The organism is Streptomyces sp. CS113, from assembly GCF_002188365.1.
GTDB lineage: Bacteria > Actinomycetota > Actinomycetes > Streptomycetales > Streptomycetaceae > Streptomyces > Streptomyces tendae.
Genome location: NZ_KZ195574.1, coordinates 6,111,038 through 6,130,269 on the forward strand (window position 1 = coordinate 6,111,038; position 19,232 = coordinate 6,130,269).

Consider the following 19,232-nt stretch of genomic DNA (forward strand, 5'->3'; position numbering starts at 1 on the left):
TGAAGATCGTCGGTCATCGGGCGACTTCGCGGTTCGTGAGGACCAGTAGGGCCCTGACCAGGGCGGTCGCCCAGGCGGGGTCGGTGCGTCCCTTGCTGAGGACGCGCCAGTTCTTGAGGTGGGCGAAGCCGTGCTCGACGGGTGCCCGGATGGCCGCCAGTGCCGTGTTGGACAGCTTCTGGCATCGTGTCAGGGGCCGGTTCCGTGCGGCCTTGTAGCCGGTGATCACCGCCGGGTCGGTGTCGGGGCCGCCGTCGTCGAGGCCGACGAATCCCAGGTCGGCGATGGCTCCGAGCCCGGCTTCCCGCAGTTTCTGGGTGAGCTTGTCGTGTCGGCAGGCGGTGATCTCCGAGGTGCGCCCGGGGCGGGCCGCCGAGATCCATAGCAGTCGGCCCCGGTCGTCGGTGAGGGCGATCACGAGCAGGCCGTGGCATTTGTTCTTGCCGGAGTAGTTCTTCCGGTTCTCCTTCCCGGTTCTGCGCTGGGTACGGATCACCGATCCGTCCAGCAGTACGATGCCGCCACCCATTCGGGCGATCTTCTTCAGGGCCCGGTCCAGGCGTGGGGCGCGGGCGGCGAGCAGGCCGATGACCTCCCCCACCCATCGGGTGACGGTGGTGCGGTGTACTCCGTTGCCGCCGGCCAGGTCGCCGGGCCGCTGGTCACAGCGCAGCACCGCCAGCACGATGGTGGCGATCTTCCCTGCGGGCAGGGCGCGCCACCTGGAGCCGATCTTCTTGAGGTGGCCGCGTATCAGGTCGGCGAGCCAGTTCAGAGTGGCACTCGACAGCGGCAGGCGGGCGGTGTAGACAAGGCCGTCAGGGCCCTCGACGGAACTGTTGTTTTTCTTCACACCAAACTCAACTACGGTCGGGTATCCGACAGTTACGCCCGGGCCCCGCGCAGTTATGGACGTGCGGTGAACTGCCCGTCAGGGCGTTTGTGCAGCCAGTCGCGGTCGGCGAGCTTGGTCATCTTCGCCCGCAAAGGTTCCAGCTTGCCGCGCACCGAGGCGTCCAGCCCCAGCCGCTCGCCGACCGCTCTGACCTGCACCGGGCCGTTGGCCTCCCGCACGAACGCAAGGATCTTGCGGTAGTCGCCGGGCAGCGCGCCCTCGTCGGACGCGTCGCTGCGGTGCGGGATGAGCAGGACTGCCCGCCCGGCCACCTTCGCCGATACCGGAGCGACAGCCCCAGCGTCGGCCCGGGCCTGCTCGGCCAGGCGGTTCAGCACCCGCTCCGCGATCGCCAGTTCATCCCGCTCGGCCTGGACCTCCTGGAGTTGCTTGGCCAACTCCTCTGCGAGGGCGTCCAGTTCGCTCCGGCGGGCGGTGATCCACTGCCGCTCCTGCATCCCCCGAGCCCTCCTTCTCACGGCGTGTCGACCTGATGACGGATCGTAGGCGGGGCCGGTCGTGGGTGCAGCCGAACCCGGCATTTCGCCGGAGCCGGACCTGCCCGATGATCTACGCCATGGTCATCGCCCGCCGACCGGTACGAGCATCCAACCCGCCATTCACACCAGACCCATGACCTGCGACTTCACGATGCACACCACTCAGTGAGACCATGTCTCAGCCTGAGGTCGTTTAGCCCCTACGGAACAGGTCTCGGTCACTCTCCGCACCGGACCGGACGGCAATGGCCCTCCCTGGCCGGTGTGGCACGCGAACTCCTGCGCGCCACCTACCCGAGGTAAGCGGTACGTGGGCGGGGCTCGACGCAGGCTGGGACATCCGGGACCTCACTGAGCACTGACCTTTGGATCCGTCCTGGCAAAACCGTCCCGCTGGCTGGAGTGCGTCTCCGTCGCCTTGCGGGTCGGGTCCGCTGGGTGCGGGTCTCTGACCCCGGTAGCGGCGTTAGGGGCCCGGAAGTGATCCCCCGAGATCAGCGAGGGGTGCCTGTGCACTGCCGAGCTCGTCCAGTGCGAGATCTGCGCCTCGTCGCTTCCGCTTCAAGCCATAACGGGCGGCACTGACCGTCTCGATCCGGCCGCTCGGGGCTTCGGCTGTTGCATCCCGGCCTGAAGTGGCGCGGTGGCCCAGGTCTTGCTCCACCGCCTCTCTCCGGACCAGCTCATCAAGCACTCGGCGCTGCTGCGAGACGCCCACCGGGTGGTGAGTACTTTCATGCGATGAACGGGTTCGAACTGCACTCTTTCGGGGACATGTCTGCCCGGTCCCACCCACATATCCTTGCACGATCAGCGGCCCTGATTCCCATATGGGAAACGTGTGCATCAGGGCTCGATCAGTACGACCAGAAGTGGGTGAGGATGGTAATGGTCATCACGAACGGCGTCCCGGCAGGCAAGATCACGGGGGTGACCTGGTTGAAGGCTCGGGCGAGTGTGGGGGCTGGTGAGTGCGTCGAAGTGGCCAAGCTGCGGGAGGGCGGTGTCGCCATGCGGAACTCAAAGGACCCGGAGGGTCCTGCCTTGATCTTCACGGAGGCGGAAGTGCGCGCCTTCCTCGATGGCGCGAAGAGGGCGGAGTTCGACCACCTCGCCGCATAGCAGGCCGACGGCGAGTAAGGCTTAGGCCACAGTTTGTGGCGGCGGGCATCTGCCAGGCATTCTGGGGTCAATTTGTGTTGTCCCTGAACCTTCGGAGTGCGTATGCCCGCCGCTCGTAAGACCCTGCGCGAGGTCGACGCATCGGTCGTCCGAATCCAAGCGTCCGACGAGCAGCGTCCCGCTGGGCGGCTTCTGGGGGATGAACTGCGATTCCACCGAGAGCGCCTTGGGTACACCCTCTCCGATGCGGCGCAGGTGATCCGGGCGTCCACGTCCAAGGTGAGTCGTCTGGAGCGGGGGGAGAGCCCGGCCAAGCCGCGGGATGTCCACGACCTTGCCGTCTTCTACGGTCTCTCCCGCGAGCAGCAGAGTCAGCTGGACCAGCTTCTGGCCCAGGCCGGCAACGCGGATCTTTATGCACGTTTCGCCGACGTCACGCCCAACTTCCTGAAGCGCCTGATCCGTCTGGAGGCGACCGCACAGACCATCTCCGTCTTCGAGCCGCGTGTCGTGCCCGGCCTGCTGCAGACCGAGGCCTACGCGCGGGCGATTGTCCGGATGATGGAGGTCGGACTGTCGGACGCCGACGTCGATCGCATTGTCGCTCTGCGGATGCAGCGGCAGGTCATGCTCGACAAGGGCGTTCCCACCCTGGCTGCCCTCATCAGCGAGGAAGTCCTCTACCGCCCGTACGGCACTGCCGGCGTCATGGTCGAGCAAGTCAGGTTCCTCCTGAAGGCCACACTGACGGACCGTGTCAATGTCCGCATAGTCCGCAAGGAGGCCATGGTTCCGCCGTATCCGATTTTCCACTTGAAGTTCACGGACGGCGACTGCCAGGAGCTGGCTTACGTGGAGCACCTCGACGGAGCCAACTACGTCACGCAGAAGCGTCAGCTCGACAAGTACCGTCATCTGCTGGACAACGTACGTGCGAACACCTACGAGCGGCCGGACAGCACTGCCGCCCTGAAGGATGCGCTCGATCACTGGGAGCGGCGGGCCGCCGCGGAGGGATCAGGCTGAGGATCACTGCCGGTTAGCCCTCCGCGGTGGCCTGGTCGCAGTGGCTATCCGAGTACGCGACCGACGCCGCCCCACTCGACCCAGTCCGTGGGCCGCAGATGACCGGGTGGCGGCGGGGAGTCGGGTCGCCAGTCGATCACGTCAACCAATCCGGGCGGTGACTCAATCTCCAGGCAGTCGAAGTACCGGCGTACCTCATGGGTTTCGCGTACTCGGCCCCAGTTGCCGTGTGTGGCGTCAGCCATCAGTTGGGTGACGCCGTCGCGCACGGCGGGATCGTCACTGACGAGCTGGCAGATGACCATGTAGCTGCCCGGGACGAGTTGGTCGGCGACAGCTCTTATTACCGCTGCTGGGTCGCGTTCGTCGTCGGTGTCGGGGAGGCAGTGGAGAACGGATACGAACAGAGCCGCGATGGGCTGGCTCCAGTCGAGAAGACTTCCGGTGGCCTGTCGGATGTCGTGCGTGCGCCGCATGTCGTAGTCGACGACCATGGTGTTCGTGTTGTCGTCCAGGGATGTACGGGCATGTGCAAGAACCATGGGGTCGTTGTCGACGTAGGCCACTCTTGCGCCAGGGCGGACACCTTGTGCGACCTCGTGGACGTTGTCCTGGGTGGGCAGCCCGGAACCGTGGTCGAGGAACTGAGTGATCTGTTTTTCAGTGGCCAGGTGGCGAACCACCCGTCTGAGGAAGTCCCTGTTACTGCGGGCCAGTTGCTGAGTGCTAGGAGCGATCTTCAGGAGCTCACTGCAGGCTACGCGGTCGACCTCATAGTTTTCCGTCCCCCCTAAGAGCCAGTCGTACATACGTGCGGCACTGGCGTTGCTGGTGTCGATAAAGTGAGTTTGGGGTTTCTCCCCGTAGGCCATGCATGCTCCCCGTGAGCCCTGGCGAGGGCTGGTGTTCTGAATGTAGGGGCTCATCCTAGGAGTACGGGAAGCGGTCGGCTAGTCGCTCAATGAGGCGTAAGGCGCAGAGTCGTTATGCCCCGGTGCACGCTTCACTACCGATACACGCCCGGCCGCTTCTGCCGGAGGGGGTACCGCTCTCAGCCGCAGTGAGAGGGGTGCAGGTTGTCGAGATCACGCTCGGCCCCACGGAGGAGGGCGCGGGCCTCGGGGCTCGCAAGACCCATGAAGCCGGCCGCGGCATCGACGGGCAGCCTGAGGTGGTGATGCAGGAGCATGATGTCGGCCTGGTCTTCCCGCAGGACGGTATGAAGCTGCCCCGGCCGCTTCGCTGCGCCGGTTGTGCGACGCTTGGTCTCGGCACGGAGATCTCCCCAGGCTCGGGCAGCCGGGCTCGCGCTGCCCAGTGTTGCGATCCAGCGTGGCCCGAGGTCACCGAGTACCACACCCACACACTGCCTTGCATCCGCCTGATCCCCCAGACGAGCATGGGCGTAACGAAGGTAGGTATTGCGGTTGGCTTCGCAGAAGGCCGCGAACTCCAACCGGAAGAGAGGCGGGCAGGGCGGTCGACGGTTGTGCCCGGGCACGTCAACCCTCTCCTGCCCTGATGGCACGCTGCGCGGTTCGTGCGGCCAGCCATAGAGGTGCGAGACGTGACGGATCCGCACCCAACCTCATGAGGAGGCCCCTCAGCAGCTGCCAGTCCACCATCGCTTCGCCAGCGAGTGCCGCGCAGGCGTCAGCCAAGCTCAGCCCCGGCGGGCAGCTGATGGCGAGGTCAGGGAGCCCCGCCGCAAGGTGGGCACCGCGCAGTGCTGCTCCCAATCGGCTGATGCTGGGCGCTGCCTCGGCAGGTAGCGGAACGGCCGCGGCGCAGTGCCACAAGAGCTGTACGTCCTGCGGGTCGCCCCCCAGAGCGTGAGACAGCATGTAGGTCTCTGGCCAGGAGGGAACCCTGGAGCCGTCGAGTACGGCGGTGAGGACTGGAAGGGCCAGACCGGTGATGTCCGAAACGAGGCGAAGACTGACGCCTGAACGCTTATGAAGCGTGCGCAGAGCAGTCCCGAGTTCCTGCACCGCACCGCCCTTTGAGGCTACGAAGGAACGCACACCAGCCTGGTCAGAGGCAGCTGGCAGCGGGTGAATCCCACGTGTCCGTTCTGACGTGGAAAGCGCTGCCCGCTTGGAGAGCAGGCGCTGGACACGTACACCGCCCCACCGGGCTCGCGCGGATGCCTCGCTCAGGCCGGCCGCAGTAGCAACCTCTGTCCACGTCCACCCCTCGGAACGCGCGCTGTCGACCGCCACAGCAGCCAGGCACTCTGCATCCTCACGAAGACGTGCCGTCAGGTCCAGCGTCGTTGCCAGGGCCGACTGATCACTGTCCGTACCCAGCAGCCGTTGGGTGCGGACGAACAGGTCGCCGGTGATCACCTGCCAGTCGGTGCGCGACGGCTCGGCTGCGCGCCGTTCTCGGTCACGCTGACGCTGTGCCCGGCGGCGGCACACCGGGTCGCAGTAGTCCTTGGGGCGCCCGCCCTGGTTTGAATGCTCGACACCCTTGCCGCAGAAGGCGCATCGTGATCGTGGTGGTTTCGCCATCGGGGCTCCCTCCCCAGTACTCAGCACTTGGTGGCCCGCGTTAGCGGGCAGGGGCCACTCCCGGGTGGGTGCCATGCGAAGGCACCCACCCGGGAGCAAGAGTCAGGCCCGGCGGAAGCGGATGATGCGGAGGTAGCTACGGCGGGACAGGCCCAGCAGACTCAGCACCACGGACACGACGCACGGCCACACGCCCGGGGCCTTCTCCACGGCGGGCCATGCCACGACCAGCAGGACGATGACTACTGTCAGGGCGAGGACGGCGATCAGCAGGCTTGCGCACAGCCGAACATCGATCAGTGTGGTGCTACAGGTTTCACCACCACGCATGGCAGGGATAATCCCGAGGGGAACATCCGGGGGAGTAAAGGCCAGCTCCCGGTTTTCTCCGTGGGTCACGTTCAATCCTTTCTTCGGTTGTCGATGGCCTGACAGGTGGCCCTGGGATGCAGCCCGGGGCCACCGCTATGACAGCCTGCCATCGGTCGGCTGCATGCGGTCACGACACCATATCGTCGGATCAGGACGATTCACCGGGCCATCAGGCGGCCTTCCCTTCATGCAAAGCGCTCCCGCCCTGCAACTCTGCCGCAGCTCGACAAGTTTCGTTCACTCGCACTCGAATTCTGAATCATTTGGTTTTTCTGCTGATCGGTAATGGATCGAAACACAGTCCAAATGCCCGCCGAAAACTTCAGGGATTGACAACTTCACAGATCAGGTGGCGCGCGGAAGGTGTCGTGACGTGCTTCGCGAACACGCACAAGAGGAACCCGCACGTCCGTGCCCATAAGCCCGTGCAGATGGGAAAATTGAAAAGGTGCGGGAGCAAATACTTCTTTCCTGGGCGTGGACGCTCACGCCGGATACTCCTCGCAACAGGCTGACGATCAGGCAGGATTACGCATGCTCGCCCTGCCTGATGTCTTCACCTGGCAAAGATCCAGGGCGGGGTGCTGGCGCGTGAAGCCATCGAACTCGTAAGTGACGCGGCGCTCGATTCGCTCTCACGTTCTACAGCTTGATCTGTGCATCGCACGTCGAGTAGGCCCTCGCGAGGTGCCGTGCAGCCGACGCTGCCTTCTGACTCGTGCCCTACGTCCCAGCTCAGCGATCAACTCGTCGAGACGCTGGGGGCACGGGCATCGTCATGCCATGGCAGGGCAGATGGTGTCCCGCTGTGTGGTGTAGGGGATCTCCGCGGTTGAGTGCGCCGTACGGCCACCAGGCGTGTGTGCTGCTACCCCACGCTAGTAGTGCTTGGTCATGTTGGTGCGGGGTCTGGCATGTCGCGGTGACAGGTGGGGCAGGCGCCGGTCCAGATCGCGAGGAGTAACTGCAGCTCGCGAACGACTTGGTAGAGGCTCAGGCCGACGCCGTCTCTTTTGGGGATCGGCTCAGTCGCTGCAGGGTGCAGAAGGCGTGGGCGACCGAGACGAGGGTGACGTGGTGGTGCCAGCCTGGCCAGGTTCGGCCTTCGAAGTGGGCCAGGCCCAGGGTCTGCTTCATCTCGCGGTAGTCGTTCTCGATGCGCCAGCGGAGTTTCGCGGTGCGCACGAGGACGGGCAGGGAGGTGGTCTCGGGCAGGTTGGACAGCCAGAACTGCACGGGCTCGTCCTGGTCGGCGGGCCATTCTGCCAGCAGCCAGCGGACCGGGAGCCCGGTGCCGGCCGTGGCCTTGCGGATCTCACGTCCGGCGGGCCGGACCCGCAGGGCCACGAAGCGCGAGTACATGCGTTTGTGTCCGCTGCGGCCACTGCCCGGCCTCGATCCCTCCCGCCACTGCACCGGCCGCGCGGCGCGTTTCCCGGCCGCGATGACCAGGCTCTTCACGGTCTGCGCGGGCTCGGGGTAGGCCGGGACCGGCCGTCGGCCCAGGCCGGAGCAGGCCGGGGTGCACGGCTGTGCATGTTCGGGTTGCGCGGTGGTCGTGGTCGAGATGCCCACCACGTAGTCGAGACCGCGTGTCTCCAGGCCGAGCCGGAAGGCGGCGGCGTCCCCGTAGCCGCCGTCGGCGATGACCTGGGGTACTTCGATGCCCCAGGACCGCGTCTCGTCGATCATGTCGAGAGCCAGCTGCCACTTCTCGACATGCCCCACCTCGGCAGGAATGGCGCATCTCGCGCGGCGGGCCACTTTGGCCGGATCTGCCTTCGGCGAGGCGGGATCCCAGCTCCCGGGCAGGAAAAGACGCCAGTTCACCGCCGCCGAGGCACCGTCGGAAGCCAGGTGCAGAGAGACGCCGGCCTGGCAGTTGGTGACTTTGCCCGCCGTGCCGGTGTACTGCCGGGTCACGCACGCGGACGCACAACCGGGCCCGCACATGCGCCGCATCCCACGGGCTGGAAGTGACGAAGTGGGCCAGGGCCTGCCGGTTCCCGTCCTCGCCCAGGCGGGCGGCCATCGGCTCCACCGACTTACGCCCGCCGTCCAGCAGCAGACCCCGCAGATAGACCCCGCCCCATCGTCGCTGATCCGCCCGCGCGAACGGCTCGAACATCTCCGCCGCGAAGTCCTCCAGATCACACCGGACCGCAGCCAACTCCCCACCCAGCACACCCGGTCAACGACACGACCGATCAACAAGACACGCCACCACGAACCGCACCTGACCAAGCACTACTAGTCCCGTAACCGGCAGCCTCATGATGCAGACCGTTCACGGGGACCGCTGAGGACGAGCTGGGTGACGGTTGGCCCGTAGTCGGCCTGTGCGGTGACTCGGTAGAGACCTGTGCTGGGGAGACTGATGCTGGTGCTCATCCTGCCGTCACCAGTGATGTCCAGTGACAGAGTTTTCGTCCACGTGCCGTCCGCTTCGGAGACGCTGCATCGGACTTCTGCGGGATCGTCGCTGCCGGTGACCGTGCACTCCCAGATCTCGTCTGGCGTGACGTAGTCCGGGGTCTTCAGACCGATGCCGTCCGCGGCCTGCTCAGGGCCGAGGTGATCGTCTTCGAGTAGGAAGTCACTGACAACCCGGCAGGCATCGCGTCCACTGGCCAGGGCACCGTGCTGAGCAAATACCGGGATTGTACGGCGATCCAGTGAGGCGGACTCACGGTGGACGGTCCCATCCCCCCAGCTTTGGTAGCGGCGGGGAGCCCCGTTGTTGTCTCGTTTGACCGTGCCGTCGCTGTCAGCGCGAAAACAGTACTCCGAGGCGACGACGAGACCGTCGCGAAGCTTCATCGACTGCACCGTGTCCTGGCGGATACCCACGACTGGCCGCAGAACCGGGAGCGCAGTGCTGTAGAGCCTGGCGAAGAAGTCGTCTGCTGTGGCATACAGGTCCTTGCTGCCGCCGAGGTCGCCTACGTCCGGGGCGGTGAGCCGACGCGCTGTGGTGCCGTCCTCAAGGCATGTGAACCGGGGGAGCAGTTCGTGGACCGCCGGCATGGTGGCAGCCGCTGCTGCCAGGCGGCGGTGCGGGAGGGGCAGCGGACCGCCTTGGATCGCATTGAGGATGTTTGCGGCTACTACTGATCCGTGGAAGGGCGTGCCGAGGGTCATGACACCTCGGGTGTCTTCGGTGAGGTCGGTGTCGCCGCCGCGGGTGAGAGCGGCGTAGGTGACGAGACCTCCCATGGAGTGGGCGATGAACACGAGGCGTGCGGGGCGTTCGTCGACGGCCTGCTTGCGTGCCTCGGCGTGTGCGGGGTGGTTGAGCCAGCGTTGCAGGTGCTCGCGGGCCTGCCGGGCGAGTTGACAGGCGCTGACGGCTACGGGCAGGCGCCAGTCGTAGGGAAAGGCCATGACTGCATCACGGTGGGCCACCCTGGCCTCGACGGTGCGAAGCAGCCGTTGGTATGGCTCGATGCCTCGCAGGAACGGACTCCACGCCGGTGTTTGCAGAAGGCGGCGTGCTTGGATCCGGCCGTATTCTCCTGCGAGTTCCTCGTCCCTGAGGTGGAGGGGTGTCAGTCCCTGAGGCGTGAGCCAGGCCCGAGCGAGCCAGCCCGTGCTCGATATGCCCCAGACAACCTTCTCCAGGGTTGTGTCGAACAGTTCGCTGCCCATGATCCCGGGCACTACGACGACCGCGTCATGTGTGACCGCCGGAGTCAGGCCAGGTTCTGTGTACGGGGCTGCATATGCCGGAGAATCCACCCAGGGCTGGTTCATGCGTGTCACACTAGTGACATGCAGCACACGGGGGGTGACCTTCGGCAGAGTCCTGACTTAGTGGCTGAGGTCAGCACAGCTCAGCGCGTTCTACTCACACTGGCGGTGCGGGACTACGCGGAAGATGAGGACGACTGGCAGGGGGACCAAGCAGCAGCGTTCGCCGAGGGCATCGACCGTCAGGTGGACGTGGTGGGGGAGTGGTGGGCCACTCCTGGACCTGAACCTGCCTTCTTGCAAGTGCCGCCCCCCGCGCTGAAGTCCCGAGACCACGTCGAAGACTTCTTGCGCCAGCACAACGTGCGGGGACTGGCGAGTGACGCTCTCGTCCTGTTCGTCACAGGTCACGGCCTGAAAGTCAAGTCGCCCACGCACTTTCTGAAACTCCCGGCGACGGAGCAGCACCGGCCTCTGGCCACAGCAGTCCGCACGGCAGACATCGTTGCGGCGGCGCTGGATTCGAATGCCCGGAACGTCCTCGTGATCGTCAACACGTGCTTCGCGGGCAAAATGGCTCCGGAGCTGGCCAGCCTGTACGAGGACATCGCGCACAGCCGCCGCCGCGGGAGTCGGCTGGACGTGCTGGTCACCTGCGGGCACGACAGCAAGATCGCGGTTCTGAAGTTTCCTACCCTGCTGGAGAGCGCTCTGCGGCGTCTGCGGAGAACCGCCGGCATCACCACTCCGCATCTGAGTGTGCCGGACTTCATGGCGGAGTACGTGCGAGGGCTACGGGAGGACGAGGAACAGACGTTCAAGCTCCACCACCTGGTGCAGGGGGGCAACTATCAGCCGTCGCCGTGCCTCCCCAATCCGGGATACACCCACATGCCCGAACTCCTCGGAGCATCCGGGGAACGAGAGCCCCTTGCCGCGGAGCACTGGCTCGACCGGGCCACGGGCCGGCCACATGAACGTGACGGGGGCTGGTACTTCCGCGGGCGGCGTGAGCTGAACGCCAAAGTCGCCGCGTTCCTCGGCCCTCAGACGGCGCGTGGCGTCCTGCTGATCACAGGTTCTGCGGGCACGGGCAAATCAGCCGTGCTGGGTAGGGCAGTCCTCATGAGCGAACCGGCGTTCCGTGACAGTCCTCTCTTCAAGACGGCGTACGACCTGGCGTCCCCGGAAACGGTTCCCCCTCCTGGCTCGGTGGACGCGGCAGTCCTGGCCCACCGCCGTAATGCTGCCCAGGTTGCCGAGGACCTGCTGCGAGCGCTGGGCTCAGAGCCGGCTGATGCGGGATCCAGGGACGCTGCCGAGGTGTGGGCGGGTCAGCTGCTGGACTTTGTGCACGACCAGGGCCGGACCGTGACCCTGGTCGTGGACGGTCTTGATGAGGCCCGGGAGCAGACACGGATCGTCGAGGACATACTCAAGCCGTTGAGTCAGATGTCCAGACCTCGCGTGCCCGGGCAGCGTCTGGACGAGGATGACGAGGGCCAAACGGCAGCCGTCCGGCTGGTGATCGGAGTACGCTCCAGCACTCCCCTGCGTCCTCCGACCGACCAAGACGGGGGCCAGGACCGCAGCCTGCTGAGGGCGCTGAAGGACGCCCTCCCCGGTGCGCGCGTGGAACGGACCGACGGCCCGAGCAGCAAGGCCGACATCCGTGAGTATCTTCAGGCCCTGATAGCAGGCATCGCCGGCCAAGCAACAGTGGACCAGGTGGCTGAGTTGGCTGCAGAGGCGGTCTGGCCCTCGTTCATCGACGCCCGGCTGGCTGGTCAGCAACTGAGGACTGCCGCCGATCCGTTGGCACTCGCCTGTGATGAGGCATGGCAGCGGCTGCTCAAACGAGGTGTCCAAGGGCTCCTCACACGCGATCTGCATCTGGTCGCAGAGGACGGCCTTCCCTCCGATGTTGGCCTGGCCTTGCTGAAGGCATCGGCTCATGCCAAGGGGGAGGGCATCCCGTGGGCCGACGTGTGGCCCACAGTGGCCGACGTGTTCCTTGTGGACCGTACGCTCACTCCTGCGGAATGGGACGAGATGATCGAGAAGCTGCTGCACGGCCGGCTCAGCGGCTACCTCGCCCATTCCGTCGAGGACGAGCGCCGGGTGTATCGGCCCGCCCACCAGGAACTGACCGATGTCCTGCGCAATCACGCGGTTGATCTGCTGCATACGGGGGCCGGTGATGCGTGATCCGGACGACTTGCAGTACGAGGACATCCAGAAGAGGATTGCTGCGGCTCTGGCCGGACTGGTGCCCGACGATCCCGCCGTTCCGCCTCACCCCTATCTGCGCAGGCACCTGGCTGAACACGCCGCAGAGGGAAGGGTTCTGGACGATCACCACGTGCCGCCGGCACTACTGGCCTGGGAAACCAGTTCCGAGGTCCGGCGCCTGCTGGCCGTCGACGACGGCACCCCCGGCCAGCAGCAGTGGCTGCGGTCCTGGGCCGGCATCGAGCTCTTCGCTCGCCACGCAGACCCGTTGTCCCGGCTGACCAGCCTGCGACTGGCTTACCACGCGGCACGACCCGGACCGGAGGAGTCCGAGTCGGAGCCACGCGGGACCTTTGCGGCGTCTCCTGTCACCCCCCTGTGGAGCGACTGCGTCAGCCCCGTGCCCGCCTGGACGTCACCCCCCCAGTCCGTGGCGTCCCTTGCGCACATCGACGCGGCGGCCGACGGCACGCCCGCACGCATCGCATCCGGTGATCGCGGCGGCATCCTCCGCCTTCATCGTCTGGACGGCAGCCTCGCGCATACGCCGCTGCAGGTGCACCACGGTGCGATCAGCCACCTGCTGGTCCTCAAGAGTGGAATCCTCATCACCGCCGGAACCGACGGGCGTGTCTGCGCCGTCGACAGTGCCACTGGCAAACTCGTCCAGGAGGTCATTCCCCGACGAGAGCGGACGTGGGTGAGCTCGCTCGCACGGTACAAACCGCAGAGCTCCCTGCCGCTCGTTGTGGCTGCATTCAGCGACGGACACGTCGCAGTATTCGACACAGGCCGCTTCCTTCCCCGCAGTGTCCCGCTGTCCGGTCTGACAGACCCCTCAGCGATCCTGTGCGGCATTGATGGCGAGGACCGGCCCGGACTGCTGTTCAGCCAGCACGACACCGTCTACCACTTCGACGGGGTCACTTCGGTCGCTCGCTCGCGGCATGCTGCACGCGTCCGCGCCCTCATCTCCCTGCCACGACCCGGCTGGTATGCCGTCGCAGACGAAGCCGGCATCGTATCGCTGCACGATGCCGGCAGCCACCTGTTGATGGCACCCGCGATCGTCACAGCACGGCACACACAACCCGTTACTGCGCTGAGCCTGACACGCCTCGACGAGGAACCGGTGCTGGCTTCTGCTGCGGGCGACGGAACCGTCTGCCTGTGGAAGATCCCGACGCTTGAGCGCGCCGGCGTCCTGTCGGCGCACAGTGCACCCGTCACCGCGCTTGCCCCTTTACGCGGCCGGCGGCACGACAAGCTGCTGACCGCAGGGGACGACCACCTGGTCCGCAGTTGGAGCGTGGACCAGCCTACTTTCACACAGGCGCCACGAGCATGGACACGCGTCACCGCCTCCGCACTGTCGCCTGACCCGCCCTACGTCCTTGCCGCGGCACGGGGATCCAGGATTGTCCTGTACGACACGGCAACCGGCCATCCGAAAACCCTGATCAAGGGTCAGCAGGTCTCCGCACTTGCCTGGCCGCGTGTCAAGGACAAGCTCGTACTGGCTGCAGCACTGGAGAACTTCACCATTGTCTGCTTCGACCCCTCGACTCAGACTCGGACAGGTTCCCGGCTCAGCGGCCACTACCTTCCCGTCCTGGCGATGGTGCCCCTCACCAGTCCACGGGGAGACCTCCTGGCCAGTGCCAGCGCCGACGGCCGCGTCTGCGTGTGGGACCTCCACGACAGCCGGCTGATCGCCGACTTCGACCAGCACCGGCTCAGCGTGCACTGTCTCGCCACCCATCAGGACGACCGGTTCCCGATGCTCGCCTCTGCGGGCAGCGACGGCAGCGTGCGTGTCTGGGACATCTCCCGGCTCGCCCCGCATGCACCGGCCATCAAAGCCGACCAGGGGATCATCAACGACGTCGCCTTCGTCCGAGGGCCTCATGGGCAGGTGCTCCTGTCGAGCGCGGGTCAGTCCGGCACCCTGAAGGTCTGGGACCCGGCGACCGGAAGGAGCGTTGCCGAGATGTCGCCGCAGGACGGCGAACTCGGCGCCGTGACGTCTCTGGCCCTGCCCGGCAACCGCACGGTCCTCGCCACCGCGGGCATGACGGCCGTTCACCTGTGGGACGCGGCGGCGGACCGCGATCTGCTGACAATCGTCACAGGCTGGCCTGTGCACACACTGAAGACGGTCAAGGGGCCCAAGGAAGACGGCACCTCGATACTCCTCGCATCCGGCGAAGCCGGAACCCTGACGTTCCGTCTGCACCACGCACGGCTGTGACACGTGCGCCGCACAGTGCATCAACGCACCGGATGTGCGCCGTGCACCGACAGGACACGCGACGGACAGGATCTGCCGTCGGACGAAACAATCGGCAGGTCATTGTCTGCACCCCGCGTGTCGAACATCCTCTGACCGAGAAGGACCGGAACTCGATGATTGTTGCGTTATCCGCGGTGTCCACCATGCACGGCAGGACGCGTCAGGCGGTCACCCAGGCACACCCAAGGAGGCACCAGGGCACGGCAGTGGAGGGACAGAGTCGATGACGATCCCTCCTGTCACTTTGACCCCGGCCCCTCCGGCCGGTGTGTGGCGCATCGGAAGGGCCAGAGAGCCCCTTGCCTACAACCAGGTCGAGCCCGAGACACTGGACAGATCCTCCGCCGGCCGCTTCAGCCTGTACTCCTACGGAATGCTCTACTGCGCCACCGACAGGGTCGGCTGCTTTGCGGAGGCACTGGCGCTGTTCCGGATCGCTCCGAGAGTGAGAGCCGAGATGGGCAACGCCGGTGCCAACAACGCCGACCTCATGGCCATCGGTCACCTGCCGTCCAGTTGGAGGGAGGACCGGATCCTGCTCCGGCTGCGTCCCACACCGCTGGCCCAGTTCCTCGACGTCGACAGCGACGAGACTCGCGCAGTGCTGGCGATCGACCTCAAGGAGGAGCTGAGCGCTTTCGGCGTCAGCGGGACATTGACCGATGAACACATCCACGGCAAGGACCGCCGCATCGCCCGGCAAATCGCTGCATGGGCCGTCGCGCAACGGAACGACCACGGGCACCTGCTCGTCCAAGGGATCACCTACCGCAGCACCTACGGAGGCAGGCGCATTTGGGCCATCCTGCGCGACACTGAGCTCACCGAGGTCGAACGATGCCCGGTCCGCTTGGAAGACACCGGCCTCCAAGCTGTGGCCAAGGAGTACGGCCTCACCGTGCACTGAGCCGACTACGTCGTCTGGACGTACGCCATGTCCCCCGATCCGGTCCTCACTCCCGAGTCCACGTCACACTTCTGCAACCTGTTGCACGGTCGGAACGTCCCAGCTCAGCGTCTTGCAGCCCCCTTCTAAGGGCGCTTTTTAGAGGGTTTTCAGGTGGGAAAGCCATGGAGTAGGTACCGTGTAAACGGGTAAGGTTCAGTCAACACCACGGAGGCAAAAGCATGTTGGAGAATGAGCAGGTCATCATCGGTTTCTTACCCGCAACCACACCACAGCACCGGAACGGAGCACGGGGAACGACCCCCGACCGCACCGTATCCATGAGGCTGAAGTGGTGCGCTGCCCCCAGCAGCCAGCCGGATCACAGCGCGCGTGGCGAGCGTCACCGCCGTCGCAGCAGCTTCTGACCGAGCCCCCACACCCCAGCCTGGCGCGCACAAGCACGCCCATCCTCCGCCGACTGCGACAGTCGGGAGGAAAGAGGAGATTATGCAGACGGAGCGAGAATCCCTCGCCGAGGCCGACGCTCGGGCGCACCGCAACGCCGCAGAGATGTCCACCGCCGAGATCGCGCGCTTCCTGCAAGACACCTTCAGCCAGCGCATCGTCGCCCTCATCGCCGGGATCGAGGACGCCAAACAGGTCGGCCGGTGGGCCGGGGGACGCAACGCTCCCCGCGTCGACGCCGAGTTCAGGATGCGCGCAGCCGTCCAAGCCTTCCAGTACATTGCCAACTGCGACAACCGGCACATCGCACGCGCATGGATGATGGGAATGAACCCTCAGCTGGAGGACGACTCTCCCATCGAAGCCATCGCGGCCGACCGGCACAAAGAAGTGATGGCAGCGGCACGCTCCTTCCACCAGGGCGATCTGTAGACGAAACCGCCTACTCCGGTCAACCGGTGAGGCGCACCCTCGGACAGAGCCAGCGCAGCGGCCGACCCCTCACGCTGGCGTGACCGGCGTTCGAGGCAGGCAATCTGTGCGCCCTGATGTGGTGTGCTACTGGGTAGGTGCACCCGGACCGCTGCTTTGCGAGAGGCAGCGGTCTTCCTGCACCGGGCCTCGGCCGGCGCCTCCAACCTGACCGAGCCCCCTCGACCGGATTGAGGTCGGGTGCATAGCTGCACGATGGTGAGCCAGTCATGCTGTGCCGCGTACTCACGTAATCGACTGCAGCGATGGACATTCAAGAGTGGCGGCGCCGGTTCCTGGCGGAACGGCTTGATGGCCTGGTCGACGAGCCCCGGCCGGGCCGGCCGCCCACCATCAGCGTTGATCAGGTGGAAGCAGTCGTGGTCACGACGCTGGAGAAGAGCCCGAAGAACGCCACCCACTGGTCGCGCAGATCGATGGCGGAGCACAGCGGCCTGTCGAAGTCCACCGGCGGCCGGATCTGGCGTAAGTTCCAGCTCAAGCCCACACCCGCTTGGCCCTCAACAGCTCAGCCATACAGCCGATATGCCCTGAAGTCAGCGCCATAGCGGGGTGAACGGGTACGGGAGCTTCCCGTCCGTTTCATGCCCGAGGGCCGTCGCTAGATCCGTGGTGATCTGGTTCTGCCCGGGCATGACGATGAAGGCCGGTACGACTCGCCCGTCTACTCCAGCGAACTCTGCGACACGGTCGAGGGCGGCGTTCTCATGGATGATGACGACGACGGTGTCATCCGACTCGTCAGCAGCCTCTCGGCGCGCGGTGTGTGACCGGCAGGCTTGGATCGCCTCCTGCAGGCCCGCTAGATCCATCGAAGGCAACACCTCATCGAGTGCAGCGGAGGCCGCTTCCATGGCTTCCAGAGCCTGAGTGTGTCGACCGGTCAGGCAGCGAACGTACCCGAGGTTCGACAGTGCGAGAGCGGCCAGGAATGGCTTACTTTCCTGGTGAAAGGCTTCCGTCAGGCGGAGCATGCATTCGTAGGTGTACTCAAAGTCTGTGATGACCTCATGCGTTCCCTCTTTGGTGAAGTCCACCAGTGCAACTAGTCGCTCGATTTGGACTGGCTCCTCCTTTGGGACACCGTCGAGGAGCAGTCTGGCCAGATGATCGCCGTGGATGCGCAGTTCTCCCAGAGTTGCATCCCATTCCGGTTCCACGGGGAACGGTGGGTAGGGGTGCAGGGCATGCAGGAGCAGGTCGACGTAGGTGCGCCATGCTGTCGCACGCTCGTTGCCCATTTCCTGCTTCGTTGCCGCCTGGACGAGCCGATGGACCCTCACGGATGCGTCGTCCAGGCGGGTGACCAGCCCTGTCTTGACCAGCGCGCCGATGACGTCCTCCTTGGCCTCGAAGGGGATTCCACGCACCTCCTCCACGGCTCTGGCTAACTGCGTGTCGAGCCAGTTGGCCGCGCTGGCGAGGGGATCAGGAAGCAAGTGGTATCTGGACAGGAGCAAGTCGAGGTGGATGGAGTCCGGGTGGAGAAACGCACACAGCCGCAGGAGTTGCAGTGCAGAGGGTCTGTGTTTCCGCAGATACTCGACGTGGAGCAGCCAGGTCGTGGCGACGCTGTCGGGGTACTCGGCCGAGTGAAGTCCGGTCTCCAAGAGCCGCTCCCTGACCCGCGGTGACCGGAACAGCTGGAGATACCTACGGATCGAGAGCTGGTGCTCCTCGCAGTAGGCGGCGGCCTGTGCCAGGGCGAGCGGGAGATGTCCTAGTTCCTCGGCCAGCTCTATGGCTTCGGGCTCGTTGCTTCCAGTGCGAGCAGACAAGAATGTCACCGACTCGGGGGGATGGAACAGACCGACGTCGAGTGGACGTGCGTAGCGGCTCCAGCCACGGGATCGACTGGTCAAGATTATGTGGCCGGACGTAGGAAGGTGTCCCTCGATGGAGGTGGGGTCGGTGACGTTGTCGTAGACGAGTAGCCAGTTCGAGCGCTGGCTGAGTTCTGAGAGAACCGTGCGGATGTCTGCTCCAGCGGATAGGCCGAGATGAGGCGCCAGAGTGAGGAGGTCCTCCTTCATGGCGGCGTGCTGCTCTGCGCGGATCCACCAGGCGATGTCGTACGTTCCTGCGGCGTGATGGTGGTGTGCGTACTCCAGGGCGAGCTGTGTCTTGCCGACGCCCCCCATTCCTCGCAGTGCGGCCACGCAGACCGGACCGTCGGCAAGGAGGGAGTCGAGCTGTTGCAGCAGATCGTCCCGGCCAGTGAAGCACGCTGTGCGGGGCGGCAGGTTGCTCCACCGCAGCCGCTGTTCCGGGGGCAGATCACCGGGCTGGGAGTCGTCTTGCCGGGGTCGGGCCCGGACTGGCTGCGCTCGTTCGACGAGAGTGCGCCAGTAGCGCTCGTTGGCGTCCGTTTCACCGGCCCAGTTGGACCACAAGCGCACCACAGCCCACACGACTTCCGCGTCCCGGGGGACTTGGGCCCTGGCCGGGTCGTCAGGCAGCCAGTCGCTGATGGCCTGGCCTCGGAACGATATCGAGTAGGGGGGTTTACTCAGGACCGTGCGCATCTCCCGCTGCGAGAACGGCTGACCCTTGGCTCGTCTGGTTGTCTCTGCACGGGCCCTGAGCGCGTACAGCTCGCTGTACAACCTGCGCGCGTCACCCGCAGTCATCGCAGCCTCCTTTGGGTGCCCGAGTCGTCGCCGTGCCCGGCTTACCCGAGGCGGGCAGGGTCGTGACCAGCAGCTTAGGGCGGCTTTGCCCGTACCGCCCGCACTTTAGG

At 65.8% G+C, this 19,232-nt stretch carries 13 protein-coding genes and 2 pseudogenes; 7 read left to right on the plus strand and 8 right to left on the minus strand.

Annotated features, from left to right (window positions below; all coding sequences use genetic code 11):
* Positions 1 to 13: 13 nt before the first annotated feature.
* Positions 14 to 853, minus strand: a complete 840-nt coding sequence (locus B9W62_RS27355) for a transposase family protein (protein ID WP_087809646.1) — start codon at positions 851 to 853, stop codon at positions 14 to 16.
* Between the two features lie 53 nt (positions 854 to 906).
* Positions 907 to 1,353 (minus strand): hypothetical protein, encoded by a 447-nt coding sequence (locus B9W62_RS27360; RefSeq protein ID WP_087809647.1) that lies wholly within the window; start codon positions 1,351 to 1,353, stop codon positions 907 to 909.
* 783 nt (positions 1,354 to 2,136) lie between these two features.
* Here B9W62_RS27360 and B9W62_RS41250 point away from each other — a divergent pair.
* Together B9W62_RS41250 and B9W62_RS27370 are read left to right on the plus strand one after the other, a co-directional pair.
* On the plus strand, positions 2,137 to 2,517 hold the full coding sequence (locus B9W62_RS41250) for a DUF397 domain-containing protein (RefSeq protein WP_373433707.1): 381 nt from the start codon (positions 2,137 to 2,139) through the stop codon (positions 2,515 to 2,517).
* A 102-nt stretch (positions 2,518 to 2,619) separates the two neighbouring features.
* Positions 2,620 to 3,543 (plus strand): helix-turn-helix domain-containing protein, encoded by a 924-nt coding sequence (locus B9W62_RS27370; RefSeq protein ID WP_087809648.1) that lies wholly within the window; start codon positions 2,620 to 2,622, stop codon positions 3,541 to 3,543.
* 44 nt (positions 3,544 to 3,587) lie between these two features.
* On the opposite strand, the gene B9W62_RS27375 is transcribed toward B9W62_RS27370, so the two are convergent.
* The 5 genes and pseudogenes from B9W62_RS27375 to B9W62_RS27395 all read right to left on the minus strand — a co-directional run bounded on the left by B9W62_RS27375 (position 3,588) and on the right by B9W62_RS27395 (position 10,184).
* On the minus strand, positions 3,588 to 4,415 hold the full coding sequence (locus B9W62_RS27375; protein WP_087809649.1) for an SAM-dependent methyltransferase: 828 nt from the start codon (positions 4,413 to 4,415) through the stop codon (positions 3,588 to 3,590).
* A gap of 179 nt (positions 4,416 to 4,594) precedes the next feature.
* Positions 4,595 to 5,044 carry a hypothetical protein gene (locus B9W62_RS40035; protein WP_143665478.1) on the minus strand — a complete coding sequence of 150 codons (450 nt, stop codon included), beginning with the start codon at positions 5,042 to 5,044 and terminating at the stop codon, positions 4,595 to 4,597.
* Between the two features lie 1,117 nt (positions 5,045 to 6,161).
* Positions 6,162 to 6,389: a hypothetical protein gene (locus B9W62_RS27385; protein WP_143665479.1), complete on the minus strand. Its 228-nt coding sequence runs from the start codon at positions 6,387 to 6,389 to the stop codon at positions 6,162 to 6,164.
* 1,035 nt (positions 6,390 to 7,424) lie between these two features.
* Positions 7,425 to 8,559: pseudogene (locus B9W62_RS27390) on the minus strand (IS701 family transposase).
* A gap of 143 nt (positions 8,560 to 8,702) precedes the next feature.
* Positions 8,703 to 10,184, minus strand: a complete 1,482-nt coding sequence (locus tag B9W62_RS27395) for an esterase/lipase family protein (protein ID WP_256976605.1) — start codon at positions 10,182 to 10,184, stop codon at positions 8,703 to 8,705.
* A 60-nt stretch (positions 10,185 to 10,244) separates the two neighbouring features.
* On the opposite strand from B9W62_RS27395, the gene B9W62_RS27400 reads away from it, so the two are divergent.
* The 5 genes and pseudogenes from B9W62_RS27400 to B9W62_RS27420 all read left to right on the plus strand — a co-directional run.
* A complete protein-coding gene (locus B9W62_RS27400) occupies positions 10,245 to 12,329 on the plus strand; it encodes an ATP-binding protein (RefSeq protein WP_256976607.1) in 2,085 nt (694 codons plus the stop codon).
* Positions 12,322 to 14,604, plus strand: coding sequence for a WD40 repeat domain-containing protein (locus B9W62_RS27405; protein ID WP_087809653.1), 2,283 nt, complete (start codon positions 12,322 to 12,324; stop codon positions 14,602 to 14,604). Before B9W62_RS27400 ends, B9W62_RS27405 begins: the two co-directional genes overlap by 8 nt.
* Positions 14,605 to 14,869: 265 nt before the next feature.
* On the plus strand, positions 14,870 to 15,553 hold the full coding sequence (locus B9W62_RS27410; protein WP_087809654.1) for an RES domain-containing protein: 684 nt from the start codon (positions 14,870 to 14,872) through the stop codon (positions 15,551 to 15,553).
* A 489-nt stretch (positions 15,554 to 16,042) separates the two neighbouring features.
* Complete coding sequence (locus B9W62_RS27415; protein ID WP_087809655.1) at positions 16,043 to 16,432, plus strand: XRE family transcriptional regulator; 390 nt, start codon at positions 16,043 to 16,045, stop codon at positions 16,430 to 16,432.
* Between the two features lie 320 nt (positions 16,433 to 16,752).
* Positions 16,753 to 16,977 (plus strand): annotated as a pseudogene (locus B9W62_RS27420) (helix-turn-helix domain-containing protein); the annotation flags it as partial.
* 51 nt (positions 16,978 to 17,028) lie between these two features.
* Here the strand turns inward: B9W62_RS27420 and fxsT are convergent.
* Positions 17,029 to 19,122, minus strand: coding sequence for an FxSxx-COOH system tetratricopeptide repeat protein (gene fxsT / locus B9W62_RS27425; protein ID WP_087809656.1), 2,094 nt, complete (start codon positions 19,120 to 19,122; stop codon positions 17,029 to 17,031).
* Positions 19,123 to 19,232 lie beyond the last annotated feature (110 nt).

What these genes read in the sequence shown, in the direction of transcription:
- B9W62_RS27375 (WP_087809649.1), bottom strand. Translation starts at nt 4,415, where the DNA reads ATGGCCTACGGGGAGAAACCCCAAACTCACTTTATCGACACCAGCAAC.
- B9W62_RS27360 (WP_087809647.1), bottom strand. Translation starts at nt 1,353, where the DNA reads ATGCAGGAGCGGCAGTGGATCACCGCCCGCCGGAGCGAACTGGACGCC.
- fxsT (WP_087809656.1), bottom strand. Translation starts at nt 19,122, where the DNA reads ATGACTGCGGGTGACGCGCGCAGGTTGTACAGCGAGCTGTACGCGCTC.
- B9W62_RS27370 (WP_087809648.1), top strand. Translation starts at nt 2,620, where the DNA reads ATGCCCGCCGCTCGTAAGACCCTGCGCGAGGTCGACGCATCGGTCGTC.
- B9W62_RS27415 (WP_087809655.1), top strand. Translation starts at nt 16,043, where the DNA reads ATGCAGACGGAGCGAGAATCCCTCGCCGAGGCCGACGCTCGGGCGCAC.
- B9W62_RS27385 (WP_143665479.1), bottom strand. Translation starts at nt 6,389, where the DNA reads ATGCGTGGTGGTGAAACCTGTAGCACCACACTGATCGATGTTCGGCTG.
- B9W62_RS41250 (WP_373433707.1), top strand. Translation starts at nt 2,137, where the DNA reads ATGAACGGGTTCGAACTGCACTCTTTCGGGGACATGTCTGCCCGGTCC.
- B9W62_RS27410 (WP_087809654.1), top strand. Translation starts at nt 14,870, where the DNA reads ATGACGATCCCTCCTGTCACTTTGACCCCGGCCCCTCCGGCCGGTGTG.
- B9W62_RS27405 (WP_087809653.1), top strand. Translation starts at nt 12,322, where the DNA reads ATGCGTGATCCGGACGACTTGCAGTACGAGGACATCCAGAAGAGGATT.
- B9W62_RS27395 (WP_256976605.1), bottom strand. Translation starts at nt 10,184, where the DNA reads ATGAACCAGCCCTGGGTGGATTCTCCGGCATATGCAGCCCCGTACACA.